The organism is Bradyrhizobium sp. LTSPM299 (genome assembly GCF_000938235.1).
Classification (GTDB): domain Bacteria; phylum Pseudomonadota; class Alphaproteobacteria; order Rhizobiales; family Xanthobacteraceae; genus Bradyrhizobium.
The window spans coordinates 125,900-147,300 of sequence record NZ_JYMU01000008.1 but is presented as its reverse complement, the minus strand read 5'-3'; the positions used below and the strand labels follow the sequence as shown (position 1 = coordinate 147,300).

Below are 21,401 nucleotides of genomic sequence, written 5' to 3'. Positions count from 1 at the left end.
AGGGAAACGGTATAAGCGATGGATTACAGGCAGCTTCGTTACTTCATCGCGGTGGCCGAGGAGCTCAGCTTCAGCCGTGCCGCCAAACGCCTCCATGTCAGCCAGCCGCCGCTGAGCACCCAGATCAAGGCGATGGAAGACGAACTGGGGACGCAGCTCCTGGCGCGGACGCGGCGCAAGGTGGAACTCACCCAGGCCGGGCAATTGCTGCTGGACCATGCGCGGCGCGCCGTCGGCGAGCTCGACCTTGCCTCGGAGACGGTGCGTCGTGCGGCCCGCGGCGAGGCCGGCGTGGTTCGCGTCGGGTTCACCTGCTCGGTCCCGATGCTCGACATCTTCGCGGAACTGTTTCGGAGTTTTCGTGCCGGTTATCCGAAGGTGAAGACCGACCTGCGGCATATGTCGACCGCAAAGCAGCTTCAGGCGCTCGCCGACGCCGAACTCGATGTCGCGATCATGCGGCCGCCGCTCGATTTCATGCCCGGAGCCGATCTGCAGGTCCACACGATCTGGCGCGACCGGATGATGGTGTTCCTGCCGCTGGATCATCCGCTGGCCGACATGCCGGGCAAGTTGAAGATGGCTGATTTGGCGGAGCATGCCTTCGTCGGAATTGCCGCCGTCGGCTGCGGCGTCGGCGACCAAACCGCGACGCTGTGCCGGCGCGCCGGCTTTGCGCCGCGCGTAGCGCAGGAGGCGCATGAGCTGCGCACCGTGCTGAGCCTGGTCGCGGCGGGGATCGGGCTCTCGATCCTGCCGTCCTGCTACCAGCATGCCGGCGTCGTGAATGTCGTCGCCAAGACGCTGGATACACCGGATGCCGAGAGCCGCATGCTGGTGGCAATGCGCACCTGCAACGCCTCGCTGTTGCCGCGCCGTTTCATCGAATGCGCGCTGCAGGCCTCGTCGCGGATGGTGCGGCCGCTGGCCGCTGACGTCGCGGCTGCCGGCCGCTGATCCTGTGGCTGATTGTGCGCTTTGCGCCCGCAGCGGACCCTAGACGAAATCAGTCACAGCAGGCATCACGAGCCGGTTGAGAATCGCGATCGGAATCTGGCTGCGATGATCGAACGCGTTGATGGCGACCACGAGATCGAGCCGGGGATCTGCGAAAAGACGTTGGCCGCCACTGCCGAAGCCGGCGGTCCACGTCAGGTCGTGACCGTTGAGCAGGGAGCGCCCCAGCCACCAGTGGTATCCGTAGTACAGCGCGCCGTGTCCTTCCACGTTCATGCGCGGGATCGTCGACTCGCCGCCGGGCGGGCAGGATTTGCCTGCCGTTCCAACGCCCCTGATCCACCATGAGCTGGCCGAGCTTCGCGAGGTCGCGCGGTCTCAGCCGCAAGCCGGCAAACGCCGCAACCTCCGCACAGCCGGTAAAGCTCAGCCACTCGACGTCAGTGATGCCGAGCGGTGCGAACAGTCTATCCTTGGCATAGACGTCGAAGCTCCGGCCGGCCGCTTTGGCCACAGCCGCAGCCAGCAGGGTGGTGGCGCCACCGCTATAGTTGAACGCCGTGCCGGGCGGTGACGCGACCCGCTGCTCCAGCACGTAACGGGAGGGATCCACCGCCTCGAGCAGTTGGCGTTCATTGTTGGCCTGGCTCTTCCAGCCCCGGCTTTCGTCCCATCGCAACCCATGCGACATCGTGAGCAGGTGTCGGAATGTGATCCGCTCGTTCTTGCGCGTGCGCAGATCGGCATATTCGGGAAAGCAATCGATAACCGGCGAATCGAGCGACGGAAATCTATCCTCGCTCACCGCCGTGCCGACTAAGAGTGACGTCACGCTTTTTGAGATAGAGCGGATGTCGTGTTTTTTGGTCGGTGAGAATTGAACCTCGTCCGACCAGTCCATCCAGCGCCGCTCCCTGCCACGGAAATAGCGCTCGAAGACAAGCTTGCCTCGCCGCGCGATGACGACTGCGTGAACATTGCGCTTGGGCCACTGCCTGAGAAAGGCATCGAGTTCGGAGAGCGTGGCTGCGTCGAGACCGACCTCCGCGGGAGTGGCAGCAGCCCATCCATCGTGATCGATCGGCACGCCGCACTTCCTCATTCTGGCTGTTGTGGCCGCGGGTGAAGCCAGGCGAATCTGTCCGGCCATATTGCCGGCGTCAAGCCGACCGCGGTCGCAGCTGGCAGACCTGATGGCGGCGCGACTTTCGTTGCCAGTAGTCTCCCGGGCTGCGGGTTGGCGTCGGTTTTGCATAGCCTGTCCCATGTGGTTGGGACGCTGATTCGTGTCCCTGCCTGCCGCTGCGGCACGGCAGAGGAAACGGTGACGCGTGCCCGCCGACCTAAACCGTGGAGACGAGACGATGCACGCCATCACGCGTGCGGCATTGCTGCTTGGCATGATAGGGCTCGCATCGCCGACACTGGCGCGCGATGACGGCCGCTACGCCAATTCGCCGCTGAAACCCTGGTTCGAAAGCCTGCACAGTGCGTACGGACAATGCTGCTCGGATGCCGACGGCTATGTCGTCGCCGATCCGGATTGGGAGTCCGAGCACGGGCACTATCGCGTGCACCTCGATGACGAGTGGGTCGTGGTGCCGGACGAGGCCGTGATCACCGAGCCGAACAAGATCGGGCGGACCATGGTGTGGAAGCACTATCTCGACGGCCATCCGCTGGTTCGCTGCTTCATGCCGGGCAGCATGACCTGAGCGCGTCATGCCGGTGGGACGAAGACGCGTCCCGGGAACGCTCTCTCGACGGCGTCGAGGAACGCGCGGACCTTGGCACCGACAAGGCGGCGCGAACTCTGTAGCGCCCAGATTTCGACAGAAGGTCCGGCCTGCGTTCCCCAACAGGCGAGTCGGCCGGCGGCAATATCATCCTCGACCAGCAGCCTGGGCAGCAGCGCCGCACCCGCGCCGGCCAGCGCTGCGTCGCGAACCATCAGCAGTGATGACAGGCGCAGGATTGGCCTTGGCTGGAGCGAGATCTCGTCGTCTCCATCCTTCAAGCGCCAGGTGACATCGGCCGGCATCGCGCTCATGAGGATTGCATTGACGGTGGCGATGTCTCCATCACGCGCGGACTTTGGCCGCGGGCGAGCGGGGTGCGCGACGACCAATCGCTCATCGTTGAGGAAGCGGCGGCCGACGAGCTGTTCATCCGGCGACGGGTTGATCCGGATCACGAGGTCAAAGCCATCCTCGACCGGATCGACGACGCGATCGTCCGCGACGATCTCGAGCTGGACGTCGGGATAGGCGAGCGCAAAGCGCGCAGCGATCCGGCCAAGCGCGACATGGGCGATCACCAGCGGCGCGCTGACCCGCAACCGGCCGCGCGGAGTCGAGGCGCCCAGCACCACGGCCTCGCCGGCCTCCGCGATCTCCGACAGCGGGCCGCCGGTGCGCTCGTGAAGCGCGCGCCCCTCATCTGTCAGCCGAAGACTTTGCGACCCGCGCTCGATCAGCCGTACGCCGAGGCTTTGTTCGAGCTCGGCGACCCGGCGCGACAATGTCGCCTTGGCCCGGCCGGAGGCGCGGCTCGCGCGGCCGAACCCGCCATGAACAGCCACCAGATTGAAGTCGGTGAGGGCCTGCAGGTCCATGACCTGTTCCATAATTGAGACGAAGTGTCCAGATCATGGCATCTCGTACTAATCCTCAACGGCAGACGGTCTGCCCCAACGAGGAGTATTCGAAATGGCTATTCTGGTAACTGGCAGCACGGGCACCATTGGAATGCAGGTGCTCAATCACCTGGCCGGCCACGACGTCGAGGTTCGCGCGCTGACGCGGTCGCCCGGCAATGCGCAGTTTCCCGCTGGCATCACGCCGGTGCGCGGCGATCTGGCCGATCTGGAGTCGGTGCGCGCGGCGCTCGAGGGTGTCAACACGCTGTTCCTGTTGGTGCCCAACGTCGCCGACGAATTGACCCAGGCCATGCTCACGCTCACTGCTGCGCGCGAGGCCGGCGTCAAGGGCATCGTCTATCTCTCGGTGTTGAAGGGCGAGGCCTATGCCGACGTGCCGCATTTCGCGGGCAAATACACGGTCGAGCGGATGATCGAGGCGCTCGATCTTCCCGCGACCATCCTGCGTCCAGCCTACTTCATCCAGAACGATGTCAGGCTGAAGGATCCGCTCTCGAAGTTCGGCGTCTACGGCATGCCGATCGGCGGCAAGGGCGTTTCGATGGTCGACATCCGCGATATCGGCGAAGCCGCGGCGATCGAGCTGCTGCGCCGCGAGCGTGCGCCGGCGCCGCTTGGCCGCGAGACCTATGCGCTGGTCGGACCGGACAGTCTGACCGGTACCAGCATCGCCGCGATCTGGAGCGAGGCGCTCGGCCGCGCTATCAGTTATGGCGGCGATGACCTCGTGACCATGGAGAGCCGCCTCAAGGCGACAATGCCGGCCTGGCACGCGCTCGACCTGCGTCTGATGATCGGGCGTTACCAGTCGGATGGCGCTGTCGCGAGCGCCGACGACATCGCGCGCCTGACCAAACTGCTCGGGCGTGCACCGCGTTCCTATCGAGATTTCGCGAAGGACGCGGCTGCGCAGTGGCTGAAGGGTTAAGTCCGCCGATCCGTGAGAAAACGCGCGATCACGCCGCCGAGCCTGGCGTGATCCAGCGGCGCGGCGAGCGAGGCCTTGGCGGTTGCGACCACGTCGTCCGGCGCGCGGCCGCGGCGCAGGTCGCACAGCGCGTCGGCATAGTCCGCGGTGAATTCAGGATGCGGCTGCACCGACAGCGTCGTGCCGTTGGCATAGAGCAGCCCGGCATGCGGCGTGAAATCAGACGACATGATGGTGCGTGCGGAGGCGGGTGGCGTGATCACCTGGTCCTGATGCGAACAGGCAACCGCGATCTCCTCGCCGTCGATCAGTCCGTTATCCGGCGCTATCAGGTAGACGTGACGCCCGATGCCCCAGCCCTTCTCCGACTTGCGCACCGTGCCGCCGAGCGCCTGCGCGATCAGCTGATGGCCGAAGCAGACGCCGACCAGGGGGATGCGCCTGTCGTGGGCCTTCCGCACGAAGTCTTCAAGCGGTGCGATCCAGTCGAATGCGTCATAGGCGCCGGCCGACGAACCGGTGATCAGGATCGCATCCAGCCCCGCAGGGTCCGGCAACGCCTCGCCGTTGGCGACGCTGACGACGCCGTACGCGTTCGATGGATCAGTTGGCGCGATCATCCGCTCGAACATCTGCGGATATGTTCCGTGACGCTCACGGAACTGCGGACCGACGAGCCCGGTTTCAATGATGGTAATGCGTGGCATGGGATCTGCTGGTGGTGGCTAAGCGAGCCGTGCTTACTCCAAAAGCGCTGAAGGCCACAAGCCGCGCAGCTGGAGATCAGTTCTGCTGCAGCCGCACAGGTTCACTCGTTTCAGCGGCGTGCCGCGCAACCGGGACAACACTCACGATCGCCGGCGTCGTGCTTACGATCGCCGCCTCGGTGCGGTAGCGCGGCAGCTGATCCTCGAGCGAATAGCAGATACAGAGCGCCAGGCTCGACCACACCGCCATGCTGAAATACAGCGACATCCAGGCGATCTCTTCCTTCCACTCGGCAATGTCATGGGTGACGACCCAGCGCGTGCTGACGTCGCGCAGCCCTGCGAGCGGGTGGAGCAGGGTGCTACCGGCGGCAAGTTCGGCGCGCCAGCGGTTCAGATACATCGGGACGTCGACGGTCATCAGGAACGCCAGATAGGCCGCGATCCCGACGATGGTGATGAGGAAGGCCCAGCGCACCGGTCCCTGAAACTCCGGCAGCAACCGGCAAAGCCCGATCCCGACCAGGAAGAAGACGACGGCCCAGATCGAGTTCTCGATCGCATTGCCGAGATAGTGGGTGGTCAGCACCGCATACCAGGAGAAGCATTCCGCGATCACGATCAGCGGCACGATGACCCAGGCGATATTCACGGTGGTCTCGGCGCCGGTCATGGTGCCGAGCTGGTGCAGGATCAGCGCCCATTGCGCGGCGAAGGCGACTTCGGCGACGGTGGCAACCGTGCGGCCGACGACAACGCTCGACAGCCAGGTGTCGAACAGGCAGATGCGCTGGACGTCCGCGCGCGGCAGCACCGAGCGGAAGGCGCAGCCGAACACATAGGCCGCGCACAGCAGCAGCATCAGGCCGATGCCGGACGTGCTGCTCAGGCCACCGCTGGTCTGCTCCTGGAGCTGGCGGTACATCACGAACCAGATCGCGATGTTGGCGCTGCTGACCACGGTCAGCAGGCCCCACCACTGCACCACCGGATTCGACCAGGCCAGCGCAACCGGCCGTGCTCGCCACTCCATGCTCATAAATTTGCTCCTTGTAACCGAAATGACATTCCGTTGTATTAATTCTGTCACAGAAGATCGAGAATCACGACTGAAAAATGCATGTGACAGCAGCGTCAGGGCGCAGACGAGTGTCACAATTCGCGATTGTGATCGCGAATCGAGTTCTGCCGGTAGGCATTGCCGGTCAGATCAACTATTGAACGGCCTTCTCAAAACCGGACGACGGCTCGCAAGGCGGTTTGTGACAACGGGAATCGCTTTGTGACAATGGAAATGACGGCCAGCTACGATCCGCTGTTGCGCAGGATTCATTGGGCGACGGCGGTGCTGTTCATTGCGGCCATGCTGATCGGGTTTTACTGTGGCCTGCAGCCGCCCGGAACCTCGCCGCGGCGCGAACTGCTGCTCGAGGTGCACAAGTCGCTCGGCATGTCGCTGTTCGCCCTGGCGATCCTGCGGCTGATGGTACGGTTTGCGACCACGGCGCCAGCCGAGCCGGGATCGTTGTCGCCGCTGGTGCGGCTTGCGGCGCGGCTCAATCACTGGGCGCTCTATGTCATCCTGTTCGCCATGCCGGTGACCGGATACATGTTCTCGTCGGCCGGCGGCTATTCGCTCAGATATTTCTGGACCTTCAGCTGGCCGCGCCTGTTCGCCGGCAATCAGACGATCGAACATGCCGGCGAGGTCGCGCACGGTCTGCTTGCCTACGTCGTCTACATCGCGGTCGCGCTGCATATCGGCGCGACGATCTGGCATGCCGTCGTCAAGAAGGACGAAACGCTGTCGCGGATGTGGCCGCGCGCCGGCCGCAGTCTTTGACTCTGTCCTGAGCGGGCCGCCATACTGCCCCAAGACCACGCAAGATGTCCCGGAGACAATGATGAAGCTGCGCGGCGGCACCACGAATTATGGTGAAACCATCGGCATCCTGATGCTGGACACCAGATTTCCGCGCCCGCGCGGCGATATCGGCAACGCGCTCTCCTACGATTTCCCGGTGCGCTACAAGATCGTGCGCGGCGCCCATCCGACCAGGATTATGGGCGACCATCCGGAGCCTGCGTTGCTAGAGCCGTTCAAGGCGGCGGCGCGGGAGCTGGAAGCGGAAGGCGTCAAGGCCATCACGACGAGCTGCGGCTTCCTGGCGCCGTTCCAGAACGAGCTGGCCGCCGCGGTCAATATCCCGCTGTTCGCCTCGAGCCTGATCCAGGCGCCGCTGATCCATGCGATGCTGCCACCAGGCAAGGTGATCGGGATATTCACCGAGCGCGGCCATCACATGAATGACAGCCATTTCCGCGGCGTCGGCTGGTCGAGCGCCGATATCCCGGTCCAGATCCAGGGCATGAAGCCGGATGCGCAGTTTCCAGCGACCTACATCCTCGGCCGCGAAGAGCTCGACACCGATGTGCTCAAAGCCGAGATGATCGAGATGACGGAAGCCTTCATGGCATCCTGCAAGAACCCCGGCGCGATCCTGTTCGAGTGCACCAATATGTGTCCGTTCTCGAAAGACGTCGCCGAGGTCTCCGGCCTGCCGGTGTTCGACATCAATACGCTGATCAATTTTGTCTATCGGGCGTCGAACCCGGTTGCGTTCCTGCGTTAAGGGGCGCACTGCCAAAATATCGAAAACAACCCCATGCAAAGTAGCCGGCGGCCGCCGGCGTTCGACACGGCAACTTGACACGTCGGGCAACTCAACGGCATTCTTCCATTATTCCGAAATCATGCAAGTGTCCCTCGCCCGCCCGCAAGCGGGAGAGGTGCAGCGACGTCGGTGCCGCACTGATCAACCCGACGCGTCAGCCGCGCAGCGCGGTTTCCGGAATGGTGCGGCGGACCACCTCGCGCATCGCGAAGCTGGAATGGATACGCGCGACGCCCGGCATCCGCGACAGATGCTGCTTGTGGATCCGCTCGAAGTCGGCGATGTCGCGAGCGATGACCTGCAAATGATAGTCGTCGCTGCCTGACATCAAATGGCAGGACACGACGTCGGGGCAGCGCGCGATGGCGGCCTCGAACGCGGCCAGATAATCCTCGCTCTGCTTTTCCAGCGTGATGGTGACGACGACGGTTGTCACGAGGCCGAGCGCCGTCGGTTCAAGGTCGGCGCTATAGCCGCGGATCACGCCGATTTCTTCGAGATGGCGGATGCGCCGCGCGCAGGCGGTCGGCGACAGCCCGACCTTTTCGGCAAGCTCGATCTGGCTCGCACGGGCGTCGGAGACCAGTTCGGCCAGGATCTTGAGATCGATACGATCGAGACCGTCCACGCAATTTTCCTCTAAGTATCCGGGCAGTGACGAAGAATAGGAGCGCATTTTGGTATCGGCAAGCCGGATTTCGCTGAGAAACGCCGCGCGACGAGGACTACGCTTGTCGCAAGGCGGAAGCGAATCATTCAGGGAGCGGACCATGCGCATCGGCGTGCCCAAAGAGATCAAGGTCGAGGAATATCGGGTCGGACTGACGCCAGCGTCGGTGCGCGAATATGTGGCGCACGGGCACGAGGTCGTGGTGCAGCGCGGGGCCGGCGAGGGCATCGGCGCCGGCGACGACGTTTACCGCCAGGCCGGCGCACGGGTCGCCGACACGGCCGAAGAGGTTTTTGCCGCCGCCGACATGATCGTGAAGGTGAAGGAGCCGCAGCCGGCGGAATGGGCGAGACTCCGCGAAGGCCAGATCTTGTTCACCTATCTGCATCTCGCGCCCGATGTGCCCCAGACCAAGGGGCTGCTCGCCTCCGGCTGCACGGCCATCGCCTACGAGACCGTGACCGACGCGCATGGCGGGTTGCCGCTGCTTGCGCCGATGAGCGAGGTCGCCGGCCGGCTTGCGATCGAGGCGGCGGGCGCCGCGCTGCGCAAATCCGCCGACGGCATGGGCAAATTGCTCGGCGGCGTGCCCGGCGTTCCGCCGGCGCGGGTCGCGATCATCGGCGGCGGCGTCGTTGGCACCCATGCGGCGCGGATGGCGGCGGGGCTCGGCAGCGACATCACCATCCTCGATCGCTCGCTGCCGCGGCTGCGCCTGCTCGATGATCTCTTCGGTGGCCGGGTCCGCACCCGCTACGCCACGCTGGAAGCGATCGAGCAGGAGATCGTCGCCGCCGACGTCGTGATCGGCGCGGTGCTGGTCCCCGGCGCCGCCGCGCCGAAGCTGGTCTCGCGCGCGCAGCTTGCCAGCATGAAGCGCCGTGCGGTGCTGGTCGATGTCGCAATCGACCAGGGCGGTTGCTTCGAGACCTCGAAGGCGACCACCCACCAGGCGCCGACCTATCTGGTCGATGAGATCGTGCATTACTGCGTGGCCAACATGCCCGGCGCGGTGCCGGTCACCTCGAGCCACGCGCTCAACCATGCGACGCTGCCTTTCGGCCTGGCGCTTGCCGCGAAGGGGTTGCGCGCGCTGGTCGAGGACCCGCATCTGCGCGCCGGCCTCAACGTCCATCGCGGTCGCATCACCAACCGCGCGGTGGCCGAGAGCCAGAATCTGGCCGTGGTGATGCCGGAGGAGGCGCTGGCGTCGTAAGAGGATTCGGATCGAAGCTTTGTAGCCCGGATGGAGCGAAGCGAAATCCGGGGCAGGTCTCTCTACGGAAGGGTTGGCCCCGGATTGCGCTTCGCTCCATCCGGGCTACGGCCATTGTCAAGCTGCGCCTGCGCAGCCCTCCCTCCATGTCATGTTCGCCACTCCCTCTGGTGGAGCGGGCGCCTGCATGATTTGATGCGCTCGTATTAAAGCCGCGCCAAAGCGGCGTTCGGCGGTGCGCGCCGCTGGCCTCAAGAAGCCGAAGGGAGGACTGTCTTGGAAAAGACCGGTCGTACGATGCTGGCCAAGATCTGGGACCAGCATGTCATTGCCCGTTTGAGCGAAGATACCGATCTCCTTCATATCGACCGCCATCTGCTGCACGATCTCGGAGGCTCGCGCGGCCTGCTCGACCTCAAAAGCAAGGGCCTCACGGTTCACAATCCCGAACTGACGTTCGCGACGCCCGACCACGCCATTTCCACCCAGCATGGCCGCGCCGGGACCAGCAAGATCGGGCAGGAGCTGCTGGTAGCGCTGCGGGCCGAGACCGCGGCGAGCGGCATCACACTGTTCGATGTCGATCAGCCCGGCCAGGGCATCGTCCATGTCATCGGGCCGGAGCTGGGCTTGAGCCTGCCCGGCTGCACCATCGTTTGCGGCGACAGCCACACCTGCACCCATGGCGGCCTCGGCGCGCTCGCCTTCGGCATCGGGTCGAGCGAACTGACCCATGTGCTGGCAACGCAGGCGCTGATCCAGCGCCGACCAAAGACCTTGCGCGCGAAGTTCGAGGGCAAGCTGCCGCCTGGCGTCACCGCCAAGGACATGATCCTGGCGCTGATCGGGCATATCGGCGCCGCCGGCGGCACCGGCTATGCAGTCGAATATGCCGGCAGTGCGATCCGCGACTTAGCCGTCGAGGGGCGGCTGACGATCTGCAATCTCTCGATCGAGCTCGGCGCCAAGATGGGCATGATCGCGCCCGACGAGAAGACTTTTGAATTCCTGCGTGGCCGGCCCTATGCGCCGCCGGGCGCGCACTGGGAGCAGGCGGTCAAGGCCTGGCGCGAACTGCCGAGCGATGCGGATGCGGTGTTCGACCGCGAGGTCGTGATCGATGTCGCAACGATCATTCCGCAGGTGACCTGGGGCATCAGCCCCGAACATGTGATCGGCGTCGATGGCCGGATTCCCGATCCCAAGACTGTCGACGATCCTGCGCGACGCGCTGCGATCGAAACCGCGCTCGAGTACATGGGATTGCAAGGCGGCGCGCTGATCGCAGGCACGCCGGTCGACTGGGTGTTCATCGGCTCCTGCACCAACAGCCGGATGAGCGATTTGCGTGCGGCGGCCGAGGTGGCGCGTGGCCGCAAGGTCGCGGCCGGTGTCCGGGCCTGGGTGGTGCCGGGATCGGAGACCATCAAGCGCGAGGCGGTCGCCGAAGGACTCGACAAGGTCTTCACCGACGCCGGCTTCGAATGGCGTGAGCCGGGCTGTTCGATGTGCCTTGCCGCCAATGGCGAGGTGGTGGCGCCCGGGCAGCGCTCGGTCTCGACCTCGAACCGCAATTTCGTTGGGCGGCAAGGGCCGCAGGCGCGGACGCATCTGGCGAGCCCGGCGAGTGCCGCGGCCTCCGCCATTGCCGGTGCGATCGCCGATGTCAGGATGATGGGGCGCTAACAATGCCGAAACCGTTCGACAAGCTCACCGCAACCGCCGCGCCGATCATGCGTGGCAATATCGACACCGACGTCATCATCCGCATCGAGCGGCTGGTCGGCAATTCCGTCCGTAGCACGCTCGGCAAATGGGCATTCGGCGCGCTGCGCTATCTGCCTGACGGCTCGGAGAATCCGGACTTCATCCTGAACCGCGAGCCGTACCGGCAGGCGGAGATCCTGGTGACCGGGCCGAATTTCGGCTGCGGTTCGTCGCGCGAGGGTGCGGTATGGGCGCTGCAGGAGATGGGCATCCGCGCCGTCATCGGCTCGGGCTTCGGCGACATCTTCTTCGCCAACTGCTTCCAGAACGGAATCTTGCCTGTCGTCGTCGACAAGGCGGTGGTGGATTCACTCGCCGCCGATATCGAGGCGACGCAGGGCGCGGGCAAAGTTTCGATCGACCTCGAGGCCCAGACCATCGTTTCGCCCTCGGGCCAGCGCCATGCCTTCGAGATCGATCCGCGCCGCCGCGAGGGACTGCTGCGGGGCCTTGATGAGGTCGCACTGACACTGAAGCGCGACGATGAAATTCGCGCGTTTCAGGCCGTCGACCGTGCGGCGCGCCCCTGGATTCATTTTGCAAGGACACCGGCATGAATACGCAATCCAACATGATCAAGGTCGCCGTGGTCGGCGGCGAGGGCATCGGCCCCGAGGTCACCGCGCAGTCGCGCCGGATCCTCGACTGGTTTGCCACAAGACGTCACGTGCCGATGACGCTGCGCGAGGCGCAGTATGGGCTGATCCCGTATCTTGCGACCGGCAAGGTGCTGCCGGAGGACACGGCCGAAGCGATGGACGAGGCCGACGCGATCCTGTGGGGCGCGACCGGCGGGCCCGAGACCAAGGAGGTGCCGGCGGCGGCACGCAAGGCGGGCAGTCTCCTTGGGCTGCGCAGCAAATACGATCTCTACGCCAATCTGAGGCCGATCGTGGCGAACCCCGCGCTTGCGGCCTCCGCGCCGCTCAAACCCGAGGTGCTCGATGGCGTCGACTTCGTCATCATCCGCGAGCTGACCAGCGGCATCTATTTCGGCGAGCCGCGCGGCATCGAGACGCTGCCCGACGGCCAGCGCCGCGGCTTCAACACCGAGCAATACACCACCAACCAGATCCGCCGCGTGGCGCGGTCGGCGTTCGAGCTGGCGCGGACCCGTCGCAACAAGGTCTGCTCGGTCGACAAGGCCAATGTGCTGGAGACCAGCGTGGTCTGGCGCGAGGAGGTGATCGCGCTCCACAGGGAAGAGTTTTCCGATGTCGAGCTCGTCCATCTCTATGTCGACAACGCGGCGATGCAGATCGTGCGCGAGCCGCGGCAGTTCGACGTGATGGTGACCGGCAACATCTTCGGCGACATCCTGTCCGATTGCGCGGCGATGGCCTCCGGCTCGCTCGGCATGCTGCCATCGGCCTCGCTCGGCCCGGTGGACCGCTACGGCCGGCGCAAGGCGCTGTACGAGCCGGTGCATGGCAGCGCGCCCGATATCGCGGGACGTGGCATCGCCAACCCGCTCGGCTCGATCCTGAGCGTTGCGATGATGCTGCGGCTGACGCTGAATCGCCCCGAGGATGCCGATCTGCTGGAGAAGGCGGTGCAGTCCGCGCTCGCATCGGGTGCGCGGACCGCCGATATCGCCGAGGCCGGTGCGAAGAAGTTGTCGACATCGGAGATGGGCGATGCGGTGCTCAGCGCGCTCGACAAGGTCTCGGCCAGGGAGCACGCCTGATGGCCCGTCTGTCCAGGCGTTCAGCGCTGACAGTGATCGCGGCCGGCGGCGCGGCGCTTGCAGGGCGGCATGCCTGGGCGGAGGCGACGGCGAGTCGCGCGATCTATCCGGTCGCGGTGCCGGTCTATCAGACGCAGTACGTCGCCGACCGGATCGGCTTCTTTAAGGAGGCAGGGCTCGACTGCAAGCTGATCCAGGGCGGCAGCGGCGTGAAGACCCGCGAGATCATCGCCTCGTCGCAAGGCGATGTCGGGATCGGCGACGTCACGCATCCGATGCAGCTCTGCAATCACGGCCGCGCGGCGCGCATCCTGCTGCCGGTGGACACGAGATCAAACTCGGTGATGTTCATCATCCGCAAGGATCTGAAGGACCAGGGCATCGCCACGCTGGAAGCGTTCACGCAGTGGAAGCGGCCCGACGGCCATAAGCCGATCGTCTCGGTCTCCTCGCTCGGCGGCACCAACCACGTCTGGGCGTCCTACTACATGGAAACCATGGGACTCGACGACAAGGTGACCTGGATCGGAACCGGCAACGTCGACACCATGCTGGGATCGCTTAAGTCGAAGCAGGTCGACATCCTGGTCTCATCGCTGTCGCTGCTGAACGAGGCGCAGCAGCAGGGCTGGGGCGAATTGCTGTTCGACGGCACCGACGAGGCGATCTGGAACAAGCATATCGGCGGCAAGGTCCCGGTGACCGCGCATTTCACGCTGCAGGCAACGATCGACAAGGACCCGGCCAAGCTGCAGGCCTTTGTCACCGCGCTGTGGCGCGCGTCGCAATGGATCAAAGCGCACAAGCCGGCAGAGGTCTACGACACCATCGAGCCCTATGTCGGCAGCACGTCGCGCGATGCGAACTTGCTGGAAATCGCCGCGATTCAGAAGGTCGCGGACTATGAGGGCACGATCGACGCGGCGAGTTTCGCGCGCGGTGAAAAGGTCTGGTTCCGCGAAATGACCGGCATCAAGCCGCTCAAAATGGACGAGGTGGTCAACACGACCCAGATCGACGCGGCACGAAAGGCCTATCCGGGTTGAGCGCAGTCGAGACAAGCGCAATCCCGTCACCGCGATCGCCGGATATCCGGCGGGTCGAGGTCAAGGGCTTGAGCAAGTCGTTCCAGCTCGCCAAGACCACGATCGAGGCGGTGCGCGAAGTGTCCTTTGGCGTCCGGCGCGGCGAGTTCGTCGCGCTGCTCGGACCGTCAGGCTCCGGCAAGAGCACCGTGCTCAACATGATCGCTTCGCTGATCCGGCCGAGCGGCGGCGAGATATTGATCGACGGCAAGCGCGTCGTCGCCGGCAAGGCGACTCCCGATGTCGGCTATGTCTTCCAGCGCGACACGCTGTTTCCGTGGCGGACCGTCGCCGACAATATCGGTTACGGACTGGAGCTGGCGGGCGTGCCCGCGCAGGAGCGGAAAGAACGCATCGCCGAATGCGTGGGACAGGCCGGCCTGAGGGGATTCGAGACCGCCTATCCGTCGGCGCTGTCGGGCGGCATGCGCCAGCGCGCGGCGCTGATGCGGACCCTGATCGTCGAGCCGCAGATCCTGCTGATGGACGAGCCGTTCGGCGCGCTCGACACCCACACCAAGATCGACATGCATGACGTCTTGCTGCGGATCTGGGAGCGCGAGCAGCAGACCGTGCTGTTCGTGACCCACGATCTCGGCGAGGCGCTGACGCTTGCCGATCGCATTATTCTGTTTTCGGCCCGGCCGGGCCGCATCAAGGATATGTTCGAGGTCGACGTCGCCCGCCCGCGCGACGCGGTGAAGGTGCGCGAGACGCCGCGCTATGCCGAGCTGTTCCAGCACATCTGGCACTCGCTCGGCGAGGAGTTCGTCAAGGGCCGCAGCGCATGAAACAATACAGCACGATGAGCGCGGTCGGCTGGCAGGTCCTGATCTGCGCTGTGGTGCTGTCGGTCTGGCAATGGGGTTACGATTTGCACGTCAATATGCCGTGGCTGGTCCCTGACCTGCTCGACCCGTACTTCATTTCCAAGCCGTCGATGATCTATGAGAATTTTCTGATCCAGAGCTGCCTGAAGTCGAAGCTTGGCGTATTCAACGGCTGGCTGAACGGCGAGTTCGCAAAATGCCTGGCGCGCAACGAGAACAATCTGTGGGCGGCGACCGCGGTGACGCTGAAGAATACCTTCTTTGGCTTCGTCACTGGCGTGGTCTCTGGCTTCGCCGCCGGGCTGATCCTCGGACGCTCCGACCGCCTGAGCGCGATCTTTCAGCCCTTCATCACCGCGGTGAATTCGATCCCGCGCATCGCACTGGCGCCGATCATCGTGCTCGCGTTCGGGATCGGCGACATGTCCAAGATCGTGACCTCCTGGATCGTCGTGGTGTTCCTGGTGTTCTTCAACACTTTCGAGGGCGCGCGCTCGATCGACGAGGGCTTCACCAATGCCGCGCGTCTGCTCGGCGCCAGCGAGTGGCAGATCACCCGCACGGTCGTGATCCCCTCGACCATGGCCTGGGTGTTCGCGTCGCTGACGCCGGCGATATCCTTTGCCCTGATCGGCGTGATCGTTGGCGAGTTCATCGGCGCCGAGCGCGGCATCGGCCGTCTCATCATCGAGTCGGAGGCGCGGGGCGAGGCCTCCGGCATGATGGTCGCCGTCGTCGTGCTGATGCTGGTCGGTGTCGTGCTGTCGGCGATGATCTGGCGGCTACAGGCCTATCTGCTGCGCTGGCAGCGCCAGCGCGGCGCGGAGTAAGCCGTCAGGCTGCCGTCTCCCGAGCGCGACCCGGAAGCTCAACGGGATTGTCTGACGGCGATGTCTTGCCATCGAGCCAATCCTGCTCCTTCGCCAACGCCCGCCAGGCCGCTTCCATGCGCCTGTAGCGGTTATGGGTCGGCTCGTCGGACGCGCGTTCGGCAAGCTGGGCGCAATTCTCCGCATTATCGAGAAAGTGCTGCGACTGTTTCATGGAACATCCTCCTGTTGAGGAGAAGGTGGGGCATCATTTGGGGCTATTCAACGCAGGGAACATGAGCGTTTCGCCACACTGGTGAATGCTTGTTCAGGGAGTTCCACGGTCAATGTTCCATCGGTGCAGGCAAACACCTGCAGCGATCTTTCACAGGAACGGTTCGTCGCATCCGACGTTCCCTTACCATACACATCAAAGCTGGAGGAGAGAGACATGAAGAAGTATCTATTGGCTGCGGCCCTGGTGACTACGATTGCGGCGCCTGCGTTCGCCGATGATGTTGGTGTTCGCGTCGGTCCCGTCGGCGCAGGCGTGACGGTCGGCCAGTCCCCCGAATATCGCGACCGCGATCGTGACCGCACCACCGTCATCAAGGAGCGCGAGCCGCGCGACCGGACCACTGTGATCAAGAAGGAAGACGCGGACGGCAATCGCAGCAAGACCATCATCCATCACGATAATGATTGACGGTTGAGCAGCGCGTCCTGCTCATGAACACGAAAGTCCGCCGCTGACCCTGTCGCGGCGGACTTTTGTTTGCCGGAGAAATCATAGAGCGGCCGCTCAACTCAACTTGTCATTCCGGGACGACGCGTGAGAACCCGGAATCCATCAGGCCGCAAATTAGATCGATGAATGGATTCCGGGCTCGCGCGTTGCGCGCCCCGGAATGACGAGATGGGGCTACGTCACCGGCGCCGGGTTGAACAGCGTGAGATCGTTGTGGATGCCCCAGCGATCCGACCACGGCTTTGTCCGGCCGCTTGCGACGTCGAGAATCAGGCGGAACAGGTCCCAGCCGGTCTCTTCGATGGTCTTCTCGCCGGTCGCAATGCAGCCGGCGTCGAAATCGATCAAATCCTTCCAGCGTCGCGCCAGCTCGCTGCGGGTTGCGACCTTGATGACGGGCGCAGCCGCAAGGCCATAGGGCGTGCCGCGGCCGGTGGTGAACACCTGCAGCGTCATGCCGGAGGCGAGCTGCAGCGTGCCGCAGATGAAATCGCTCGCGGGCGTCGCCGCGAACAGCATGCCCTTCTGCCGCGCTCTCTCGCCGGGCGCCAGCACGCCGCTGATCGGACCCGAGCCCGATTTGACGATCGAGCCCAGCGACTTCTCCACGATGTTGGCGAGCCCGCCCTTCTTGTTGCCTGGCGTAGTGTTGGCGCTGCGGTCGGCGCCGCCGCGGGCCAGATACGCATCGTACCACGCCATCTCGCGGATCAGCGCGCGGCCGACGTCTTCGTTGATGGCGCGGCGGGTCAAAAGTTGGATCGCGTCGCGCACTTCGGTGACTTCCGAGAACATCACGGTCGCGCCTGATCGTACCAACAGGTCGGCCGCGAAGCCGACCGCGGGATTCGCCGTGACGCCGGAGAACGCGTCGCTGCCGCCGCATTGCAGGCCGATCACGAGATCGGCGGCCGGGCAGGTCTCACGCGTGCGCGCGTTGAGGATCTTCAGCCGCGCTTCGGCCTGGGTCATGATGGCGTCGACGATCGCGCCAAAGCCGTCGAAGGCCTCGTCCTGCATCCGGACGATCGCGTTATTGACGCCTTCAGGCACCAGCCGCTCGGGCGCGAGCTTTTCGCAGCCGAGGCCGATGACGAGGATCTCGCCGCCGAAATTCGGATTGAGCGCGAGGTTCTGCAACGTGCGGATCGGTATCACCGCATCGGGCGCCGATATCGCGACGCCGCAGCCATAGGCGTGGGTCAGCGGCACGACGTCATCGACATTGGGATATTTCGGCAGCAACTCGTTGCGGATGCGCTTCACTGCATATTCCATCGTGCCCTTGACGCATTGCACGGAGGAAGAGATGCCGAGGATGTTCTTGGTTCCGACCGAGCCGTCGCGATTGCGAAAGCCCTCGAAGGCGAAGCCTTCGAGCGGCGGCAGGGTCGGTGGGACCGCGGTCGATATCTCAAGCCGGTCGAGCGCCGGCGCCTCCGGCATGCGGATGCGCGCCTCATCGACCCATTCGCCGGCAAGGATCGGCGAAAGGGCATAGCCGATCACCTCGCCATAACGGATGATCGGCGCGTCCTCGGCGATGTCTTCGAGTGCGGTCTTGTGGCCCTGCGGCACGAACGCGCGCAAGGTCAGGCCGCAGGCGAAGCGTGAACCTGCAGGCAGCCCGAAATCATTGACGACGATCGCGACGTTATCGCGCGCGTTGAGCTTGATGTAGCGGGGCTGCTCCTTGGCGCCGATCGACTGGTCCATGACGACTCCCGCAATTTGTAAACTTTGTAGGATGGGTAGAGCGCAGCGAAACCCATCATCGCGCCTTGCAGAAAGTCGATGGGTTTCGCTGCGCTCTACCCATCCTACGATTATTAGCCCGGGAACGTATAGGCGGTCTTCACTGTGGTGTAGAACTCGCGGGCATAGGCGCCCTGTTCGCGCGCGCCGTAGCTCGAGCCTTTGCGGCCTCCGAATGGGACGTGATAGTCGACGCCGGCGGTCGGCAGGTTGACCATCACCATGCCGGACTCGCTGTTGCGCTTGTAGTGCGCCGAGTATTTCAGGCTGGAAGTGCAGATGCCGGAGGCGAGGCCGAACTCGGTGTCGTTGGAGATTGCGAGTGCTTCGTCATAATCCTTGGCGCGGATCACGCAGGCGACCGGGCCAAAAACCTCCTCGCGCGCGATGCGCATGGAATTGTTGGCTTCGGTGAACAGCGCAGGCTGCAGATAGAAGCCGGGGGTTTCGCGGTTCAACAGCTCGCCGCCCCAATGCAGGCGGGCGCCTTCGTCCTGGCCGATCTTGATGTAGCGGAGGTCCTGGTCGAGCTGGCTCTGGTCGACGACCGGGCCGACATGCACGCCGCTCTTCAGCGCGTCATCAACCGAAAGCCCCTTCAGCCGCTCGGTCATCGCGGCGACGAAACGGTCATGGATCCCTGCGGTGACGATCAGGCGCGAGGATGCCGTGCAGCGCTGGCCGGTGGAGAAATAGGCGCCGTTGACCGCAACCTCGACCGCGACCTTGAGATCGGCATCGTCGAGCACGACCAGCGGATTCTTGCCGCCCATCTCGAGCTGGAACTTCTTCATCGGCGTGGAGAGCACGCAGGCCTGCGCGATCTTGCGGCCGGTCTGGACCGAACCGGTGAACGAAATCGCGGCGACATCGGGATGCTCGAGCAGGGTCTGGCCGACCACCGAGCCCGAGCCGACCACGAGGTTGAAGACGCCAGAAGGAATGCCGGAGCGCGCGATGATCTCGGACAGCGCATGCGCCGAGCCCGGCACCAGCTCGGCCGGCTTGAACACCACGGTGTTGCCGTAGCAGAGCGCGGGCGCGATCTTCCAGGCGGGAATCGCGATCGGGAAATTCCACGGCGTGATCATGCCGATGACGCCGACCGGCTCGCGGGTGATTTCGACGTCGAGGCCGGGGCGGACCGACGCGCCCTTTTCGCCCATCAGCCGCAGCGTCTCGCCGGCGAAGAACGCAAAGATCTGTCCGGCGCGCGCGACTTCGCCGATGCCCTCGGGCAGCGTCTTGCCTTCCTCGCGCGCGAGCAGGCGGCCGAGCTCTTCCTTGCGGGCGATGATTTCGACCGAGATCTTGGTCAGCGCGTCAAACCGCTGCTGTGGCGTCGATTGCGACCAGGCCGGGAATGCGGCCTTGGCCGCGGCGATCGCCTGTTCGGTCTGCGCCTTGTCCGCCCTGGCGTATTCGCCGACCACATCGTTGGTGTTGGAGGGGTTGATGTCGCGCGTGATGCCTGTGCCGTCGACCCATTCGCCGGCGATGAAGTTTTTCTGGTGAGCGGTCATGATTTCTCTCCAACTCTCTTAGTTTAACGCACGAGGCAGGGACGCTTGTCGTCGAAGGTCCAGCCGGGGATCAGGAATTGCATGGCGAGGGCGTCGTCGCGGGCGCCGAGCCCGTGTTTCATGTATAGCGCGTTCGCAGCCTCAATGGCACCGCGATTGATCTCGATGCCGAGGCCGGGACGATCGGGAATCGCGATCTTGCCGCCCTTGATCTGCAGCGGCTCCTTTGTCAACGCCTGGCCGTCCTGCCAGATCCAGTGGGTGTCGATCGCGGTGACCTTGCCGGGCGCGGCGGCGCCGACATGGGTGAACATCGCGAGCGAAATGTCGAAATGGTTGTTGGAGTGCGAGCCCCAGGTCAGGCCGTTGTCGCGGCAGGTCTGCGCCACCCGCACCGAGCCCTGCATGGTCCAGAAATGCGGATCGGCGAGCGGAATGTCGACCGCGCCGAGGCGGATCGCGTGGGAGAGCTGGCGCCAGTCGGTCGCGATCATGTTGGTCGCGGTCGGCAGCCCGGTGGCGCGGCGGAACTCGGCCATGATCTCGCGGCCCGAGAAGCCGGCCTCGGCGCCGCAGGGGTCTTCGGCATAGGCGAGCACACCATGCATGTTGCTGCAGAGCCGGATCGCTTCATCCAGTGACCAGGCGCCATTCGGATCCAGCGTGACGCGGGCATTCGGAAAGCGCTTTGCGATCGCGGTCACCGCCTCGATCTCCTCCTCACCGCGGAGCACGCCGCCCTTGAGCTTGAAATCGGCAAAGCCGTAATGCGCTTGCGTTGCTTCCGCGAGCCGCACCACGGTATCAGGCGTCAGCGCTTCCTGATGGCGCAGATTGAACCAGTCGGGCTTGCCGGTCTCGCCCTCGACATAGGGAAGGCTGGTCTTGCTGCGATCGCCGACAAAAAAGAGGTAGCCAAGCGTCTCGACACTGGCGCGCTGCTGGCCTTCGCCGAGCAGGGCTGCGACCGGCAAATTGAGATGCTGGCCGAGCAGATCGAGCAGCGCGGCTTCGACCGCGGTCACCGCATGGATGGTGACGCGCAGGTCAAACGTCTGCTTGCCGCGGCCGCCGGCGTCGCGATCGGCAAAGGTCTTGCGCATCGACGCCAGGATGTTGTTGCAGGCGCCGATGGTCTGGCCGACGACGAGGTTGCTTGCGTCTTCCAGCGTCTTGCGAATCTTCTCGCCGCCCGGCACTTCGCCGACGCCGGTATGGCCGGAATTGTCTGTGAGGATGACGAGGTTGCGCGTGAAGAACGGCGCATGCGCACCGCTCAGATTGAGGAGCATGCCGTCGCGGCCGGCGACCGGGATCACCTCCATCGCCGTGACGATGGGGGCGCCGGTAAAGCCGGCGCGGATCGTGTCCTGAACCATTTGCTC

General features: G+C 64.6%; 22 protein-coding genes. 13 read left to right on the top strand and 9 right to left on the bottom strand.

Translation table 11 applies throughout. From position 1 onward, the window contains the following. Nucleotides 1-18: 18 nt before the first annotated feature. Nucleotides 19-957 carry a LysR substrate-binding domain-containing protein gene (locus UP10_RS06985; protein WP_044586626.1) on the top strand — a complete coding sequence of 313 codons (939 nt, stop codon included), beginning with the start codon at nt 19-21 and terminating at the stop codon, nt 955-957. Between the two features lie 49 nt (nt 958-1,006). Here the strand turns inward: UP10_RS06985 and UP10_RS42810 are convergent, their stop codons facing one another. Beyond that, complete coding sequence (locus tag UP10_RS42810; protein WP_197086755.1) at nt 1,007-2,044, bottom strand: serine hydrolase domain-containing protein; 1,038 nt, start codon at nt 2,042-2,044, stop codon at nt 1,007-1,009. Between the two features lie 277 nt (nt 2,045-2,321). Between UP10_RS42810 and UP10_RS06975 the strand changes: the two genes are divergently transcribed. After that, nucleotides 2,322-2,672, top strand: a complete 351-nt coding sequence (locus UP10_RS06975; RefSeq protein ID WP_044586625.1) for a hypothetical protein — start codon at nt 2,322-2,324, stop codon at nt 2,670-2,672. A 5-nt stretch (nt 2,673-2,677) separates the two neighbouring features. Here UP10_RS06975 and UP10_RS06970 read toward each other — a convergent pair whose 3' ends face one another. Beyond that, the gene (locus tag UP10_RS06970; RefSeq protein ID WP_044586681.1) at nt 2,678-3,571 is read right to left on the bottom strand and encodes a LysR family transcriptional regulator; all 894 of its coding nucleotides are present in this window, start codon (nt 3,569-3,571) and stop codon (nt 2,678-2,680) included. Between the two features lie 94 nt (nt 3,572-3,665). Between UP10_RS06970 and UP10_RS06965 the strand changes: the two genes are divergently transcribed. Continuing rightward, on the top strand, nt 3,666-4,544 hold the full coding sequence (locus UP10_RS06965; RefSeq protein WP_044586624.1) for an NmrA/HSCARG family protein: 879 nt from the start codon (nt 3,666-3,668) through the stop codon (nt 4,542-4,544). On the opposite strand, the gene UP10_RS06960 is transcribed toward UP10_RS06965, so the two are convergent. After that, nucleotides 4,541-5,251: a type 1 glutamine amidotransferase gene (locus UP10_RS06960; RefSeq protein ID WP_044586623.1), complete on the bottom strand. Its 711-nt coding sequence runs from the start codon at nt 5,249-5,251 to the stop codon at nt 4,541-4,543. The genes UP10_RS06965 and UP10_RS06960 overlap by 4 nt on opposite strands. A 76-nt stretch (nt 5,252-5,327) precedes the next feature. Continuing rightward, a complete protein-coding gene (locus UP10_RS06955) occupies nt 5,328-6,284 on the bottom strand; it encodes a hypothetical protein (RefSeq protein WP_044586680.1) in 957 nt (318 codons plus the stop codon). 261 nt (nt 6,285-6,545) lie between these two features. Here UP10_RS06955 and UP10_RS06950 point away from each other — a divergent pair, with 261 nt between their 5' ends. Further along, the gene (locus UP10_RS06950) at nt 6,546-7,094 is read left to right on the top strand and encodes a cytochrome b (protein ID WP_245321682.1); all 549 of its coding nucleotides are present in this window, start codon (nt 6,546-6,548) and stop codon (nt 7,092-7,094) included. 61 nt (nt 7,095-7,155) lie between these two features. After that, nucleotides 7,156-7,884 carry an aspartate/glutamate racemase family protein gene (locus UP10_RS06945; protein WP_044586679.1) on the top strand — a complete coding sequence of 243 codons (729 nt, stop codon included), beginning with the start codon at nt 7,156-7,158 and terminating at the stop codon, nt 7,882-7,884. A gap of 196 nt (nt 7,885-8,080) precedes the next feature. Here the strand turns inward: UP10_RS06945 and UP10_RS06940 are convergent, their stop codons facing one another. Then, nucleotides 8,081-8,602: an Lrp/AsnC family transcriptional regulator gene (locus tag UP10_RS06940; protein ID WP_044586678.1), complete on the bottom strand. Its 522-nt coding sequence runs from the start codon at nt 8,600-8,602 to the stop codon at nt 8,081-8,083. A gap of 94 nt (nt 8,603-8,696) precedes the next feature. Here UP10_RS06940 and ald point away from each other — a divergent pair, with 94 nt between their 5' ends. The 7 genes from ald (at nt 8,697) to UP10_RS06905 (ending at nt 16,011) form a co-directional block, all read left to right on the top strand. Then, a complete protein-coding gene (gene ald, locus UP10_RS06935; protein WP_044586621.1) occupies nt 8,697-9,812 on the top strand; it encodes an alanine dehydrogenase in 1,116 nt (371 codons plus the stop codon). Between the two features lie 297 nt (nt 9,813-10,109). Further along, nucleotides 10,110-11,498: a 3-isopropylmalate dehydratase large subunit gene (gene leuC, locus UP10_RS06930; RefSeq protein WP_197086756.1), complete on the top strand. Its 1,389-nt coding sequence runs from the start codon at nt 10,110-10,112 to the stop codon at nt 11,496-11,498. Between the two features lie 2 nt (nt 11,499-11,500). Beyond that, nucleotides 11,501-12,136 carry a 3-isopropylmalate dehydratase small subunit gene (gene leuD, locus UP10_RS06925; protein ID WP_044586619.1) on the top strand — a complete coding sequence of 212 codons (636 nt, stop codon included), beginning with the start codon at nt 11,501-11,503 and terminating at the stop codon, nt 12,134-12,136. Next, complete coding sequence (leuB, locus tag UP10_RS06920; protein ID WP_082077005.1) at nt 12,133-13,266, top strand: 3-isopropylmalate dehydrogenase; 1,134 nt, start codon at nt 12,133-12,135, stop codon at nt 13,264-13,266. Before leuD ends, leuB begins: the two co-directional genes overlap by 4 nt. After that, nucleotides 13,266-14,312 carry an ABC transporter substrate-binding protein gene (locus UP10_RS06915; RefSeq protein ID WP_044586618.1) on the top strand — a complete coding sequence of 349 codons (1,047 nt, stop codon included), beginning with the start codon at nt 13,266-13,268 and terminating at the stop codon, nt 14,310-14,312. The genes leuB and UP10_RS06915 overlap by 1 nt, the downstream gene beginning before the upstream one ends. 68 nt (nt 14,313-14,380) lie before the next feature. Next, nucleotides 14,381-15,142 carry an ABC transporter ATP-binding protein gene (locus UP10_RS06910; RefSeq protein ID WP_245321681.1) on the top strand — a complete coding sequence of 254 codons (762 nt, stop codon included), beginning with the start codon at nt 14,381-14,383 and terminating at the stop codon, nt 15,140-15,142. Next, a complete protein-coding gene (locus tag UP10_RS06905) occupies nt 15,139-16,011 on the top strand; it encodes an ABC transporter permease (protein WP_044586616.1) in 873 nt (290 codons plus the stop codon). The genes UP10_RS06910 and UP10_RS06905 overlap by 4 nt, the downstream gene beginning before the upstream one ends. Nucleotides 16,012-16,015: 4 nt before the next feature. Here UP10_RS06905 and UP10_RS06900 read toward each other — a convergent pair whose 3' ends face one another. Then, complete coding sequence (locus UP10_RS06900; RefSeq protein WP_044586615.1) at nt 16,016-16,225, bottom strand: hypothetical protein; 210 nt, start codon at nt 16,223-16,225, stop codon at nt 16,016-16,018. Between the two features lie 216 nt (nt 16,226-16,441). Here UP10_RS06900 and UP10_RS06895 point away from each other — a divergent pair, with 216 nt between their 5' ends. Further along, a complete protein-coding gene (locus UP10_RS06895) occupies nt 16,442-16,696 on the top strand; it encodes a hypothetical protein (protein ID WP_044586614.1) in 255 nt (84 codons plus the stop codon). Nucleotides 16,697-16,912: 216 nt separating this feature from the next. On the opposite strand, the gene garD is transcribed toward UP10_RS06895, so the two are convergent. The 3 genes from garD to gudD all read right to left on the bottom strand — a co-directional run bounded on the left by garD (nt 16,913) and on the right by gudD (nt 21,395). Next, a complete protein-coding gene (gene garD, locus UP10_RS06890; protein WP_044586613.1) occupies nt 16,913-18,454 on the bottom strand; it encodes a galactarate dehydratase in 1,542 nt (513 codons plus the stop codon). 113 nt (nt 18,455-18,567) lie between these two features. Continuing rightward, nucleotides 18,568-20,016: an aldehyde dehydrogenase family protein gene (locus tag UP10_RS06885; RefSeq protein ID WP_044586612.1), complete on the bottom strand. Its 1,449-nt coding sequence runs from the start codon at nt 20,014-20,016 to the stop codon at nt 18,568-18,570. A 23-nt stretch (nt 20,017-20,039) separates the two neighbouring features. Continuing rightward, a complete protein-coding gene (gene gudD, locus UP10_RS06880) occupies nt 20,040-21,395 on the bottom strand; it encodes a glucarate dehydratase (protein ID WP_044586611.1) in 1,356 nt (451 codons plus the stop codon). Between the last annotated feature and the right edge of the window lie 6 nt (nt 21,396-21,401).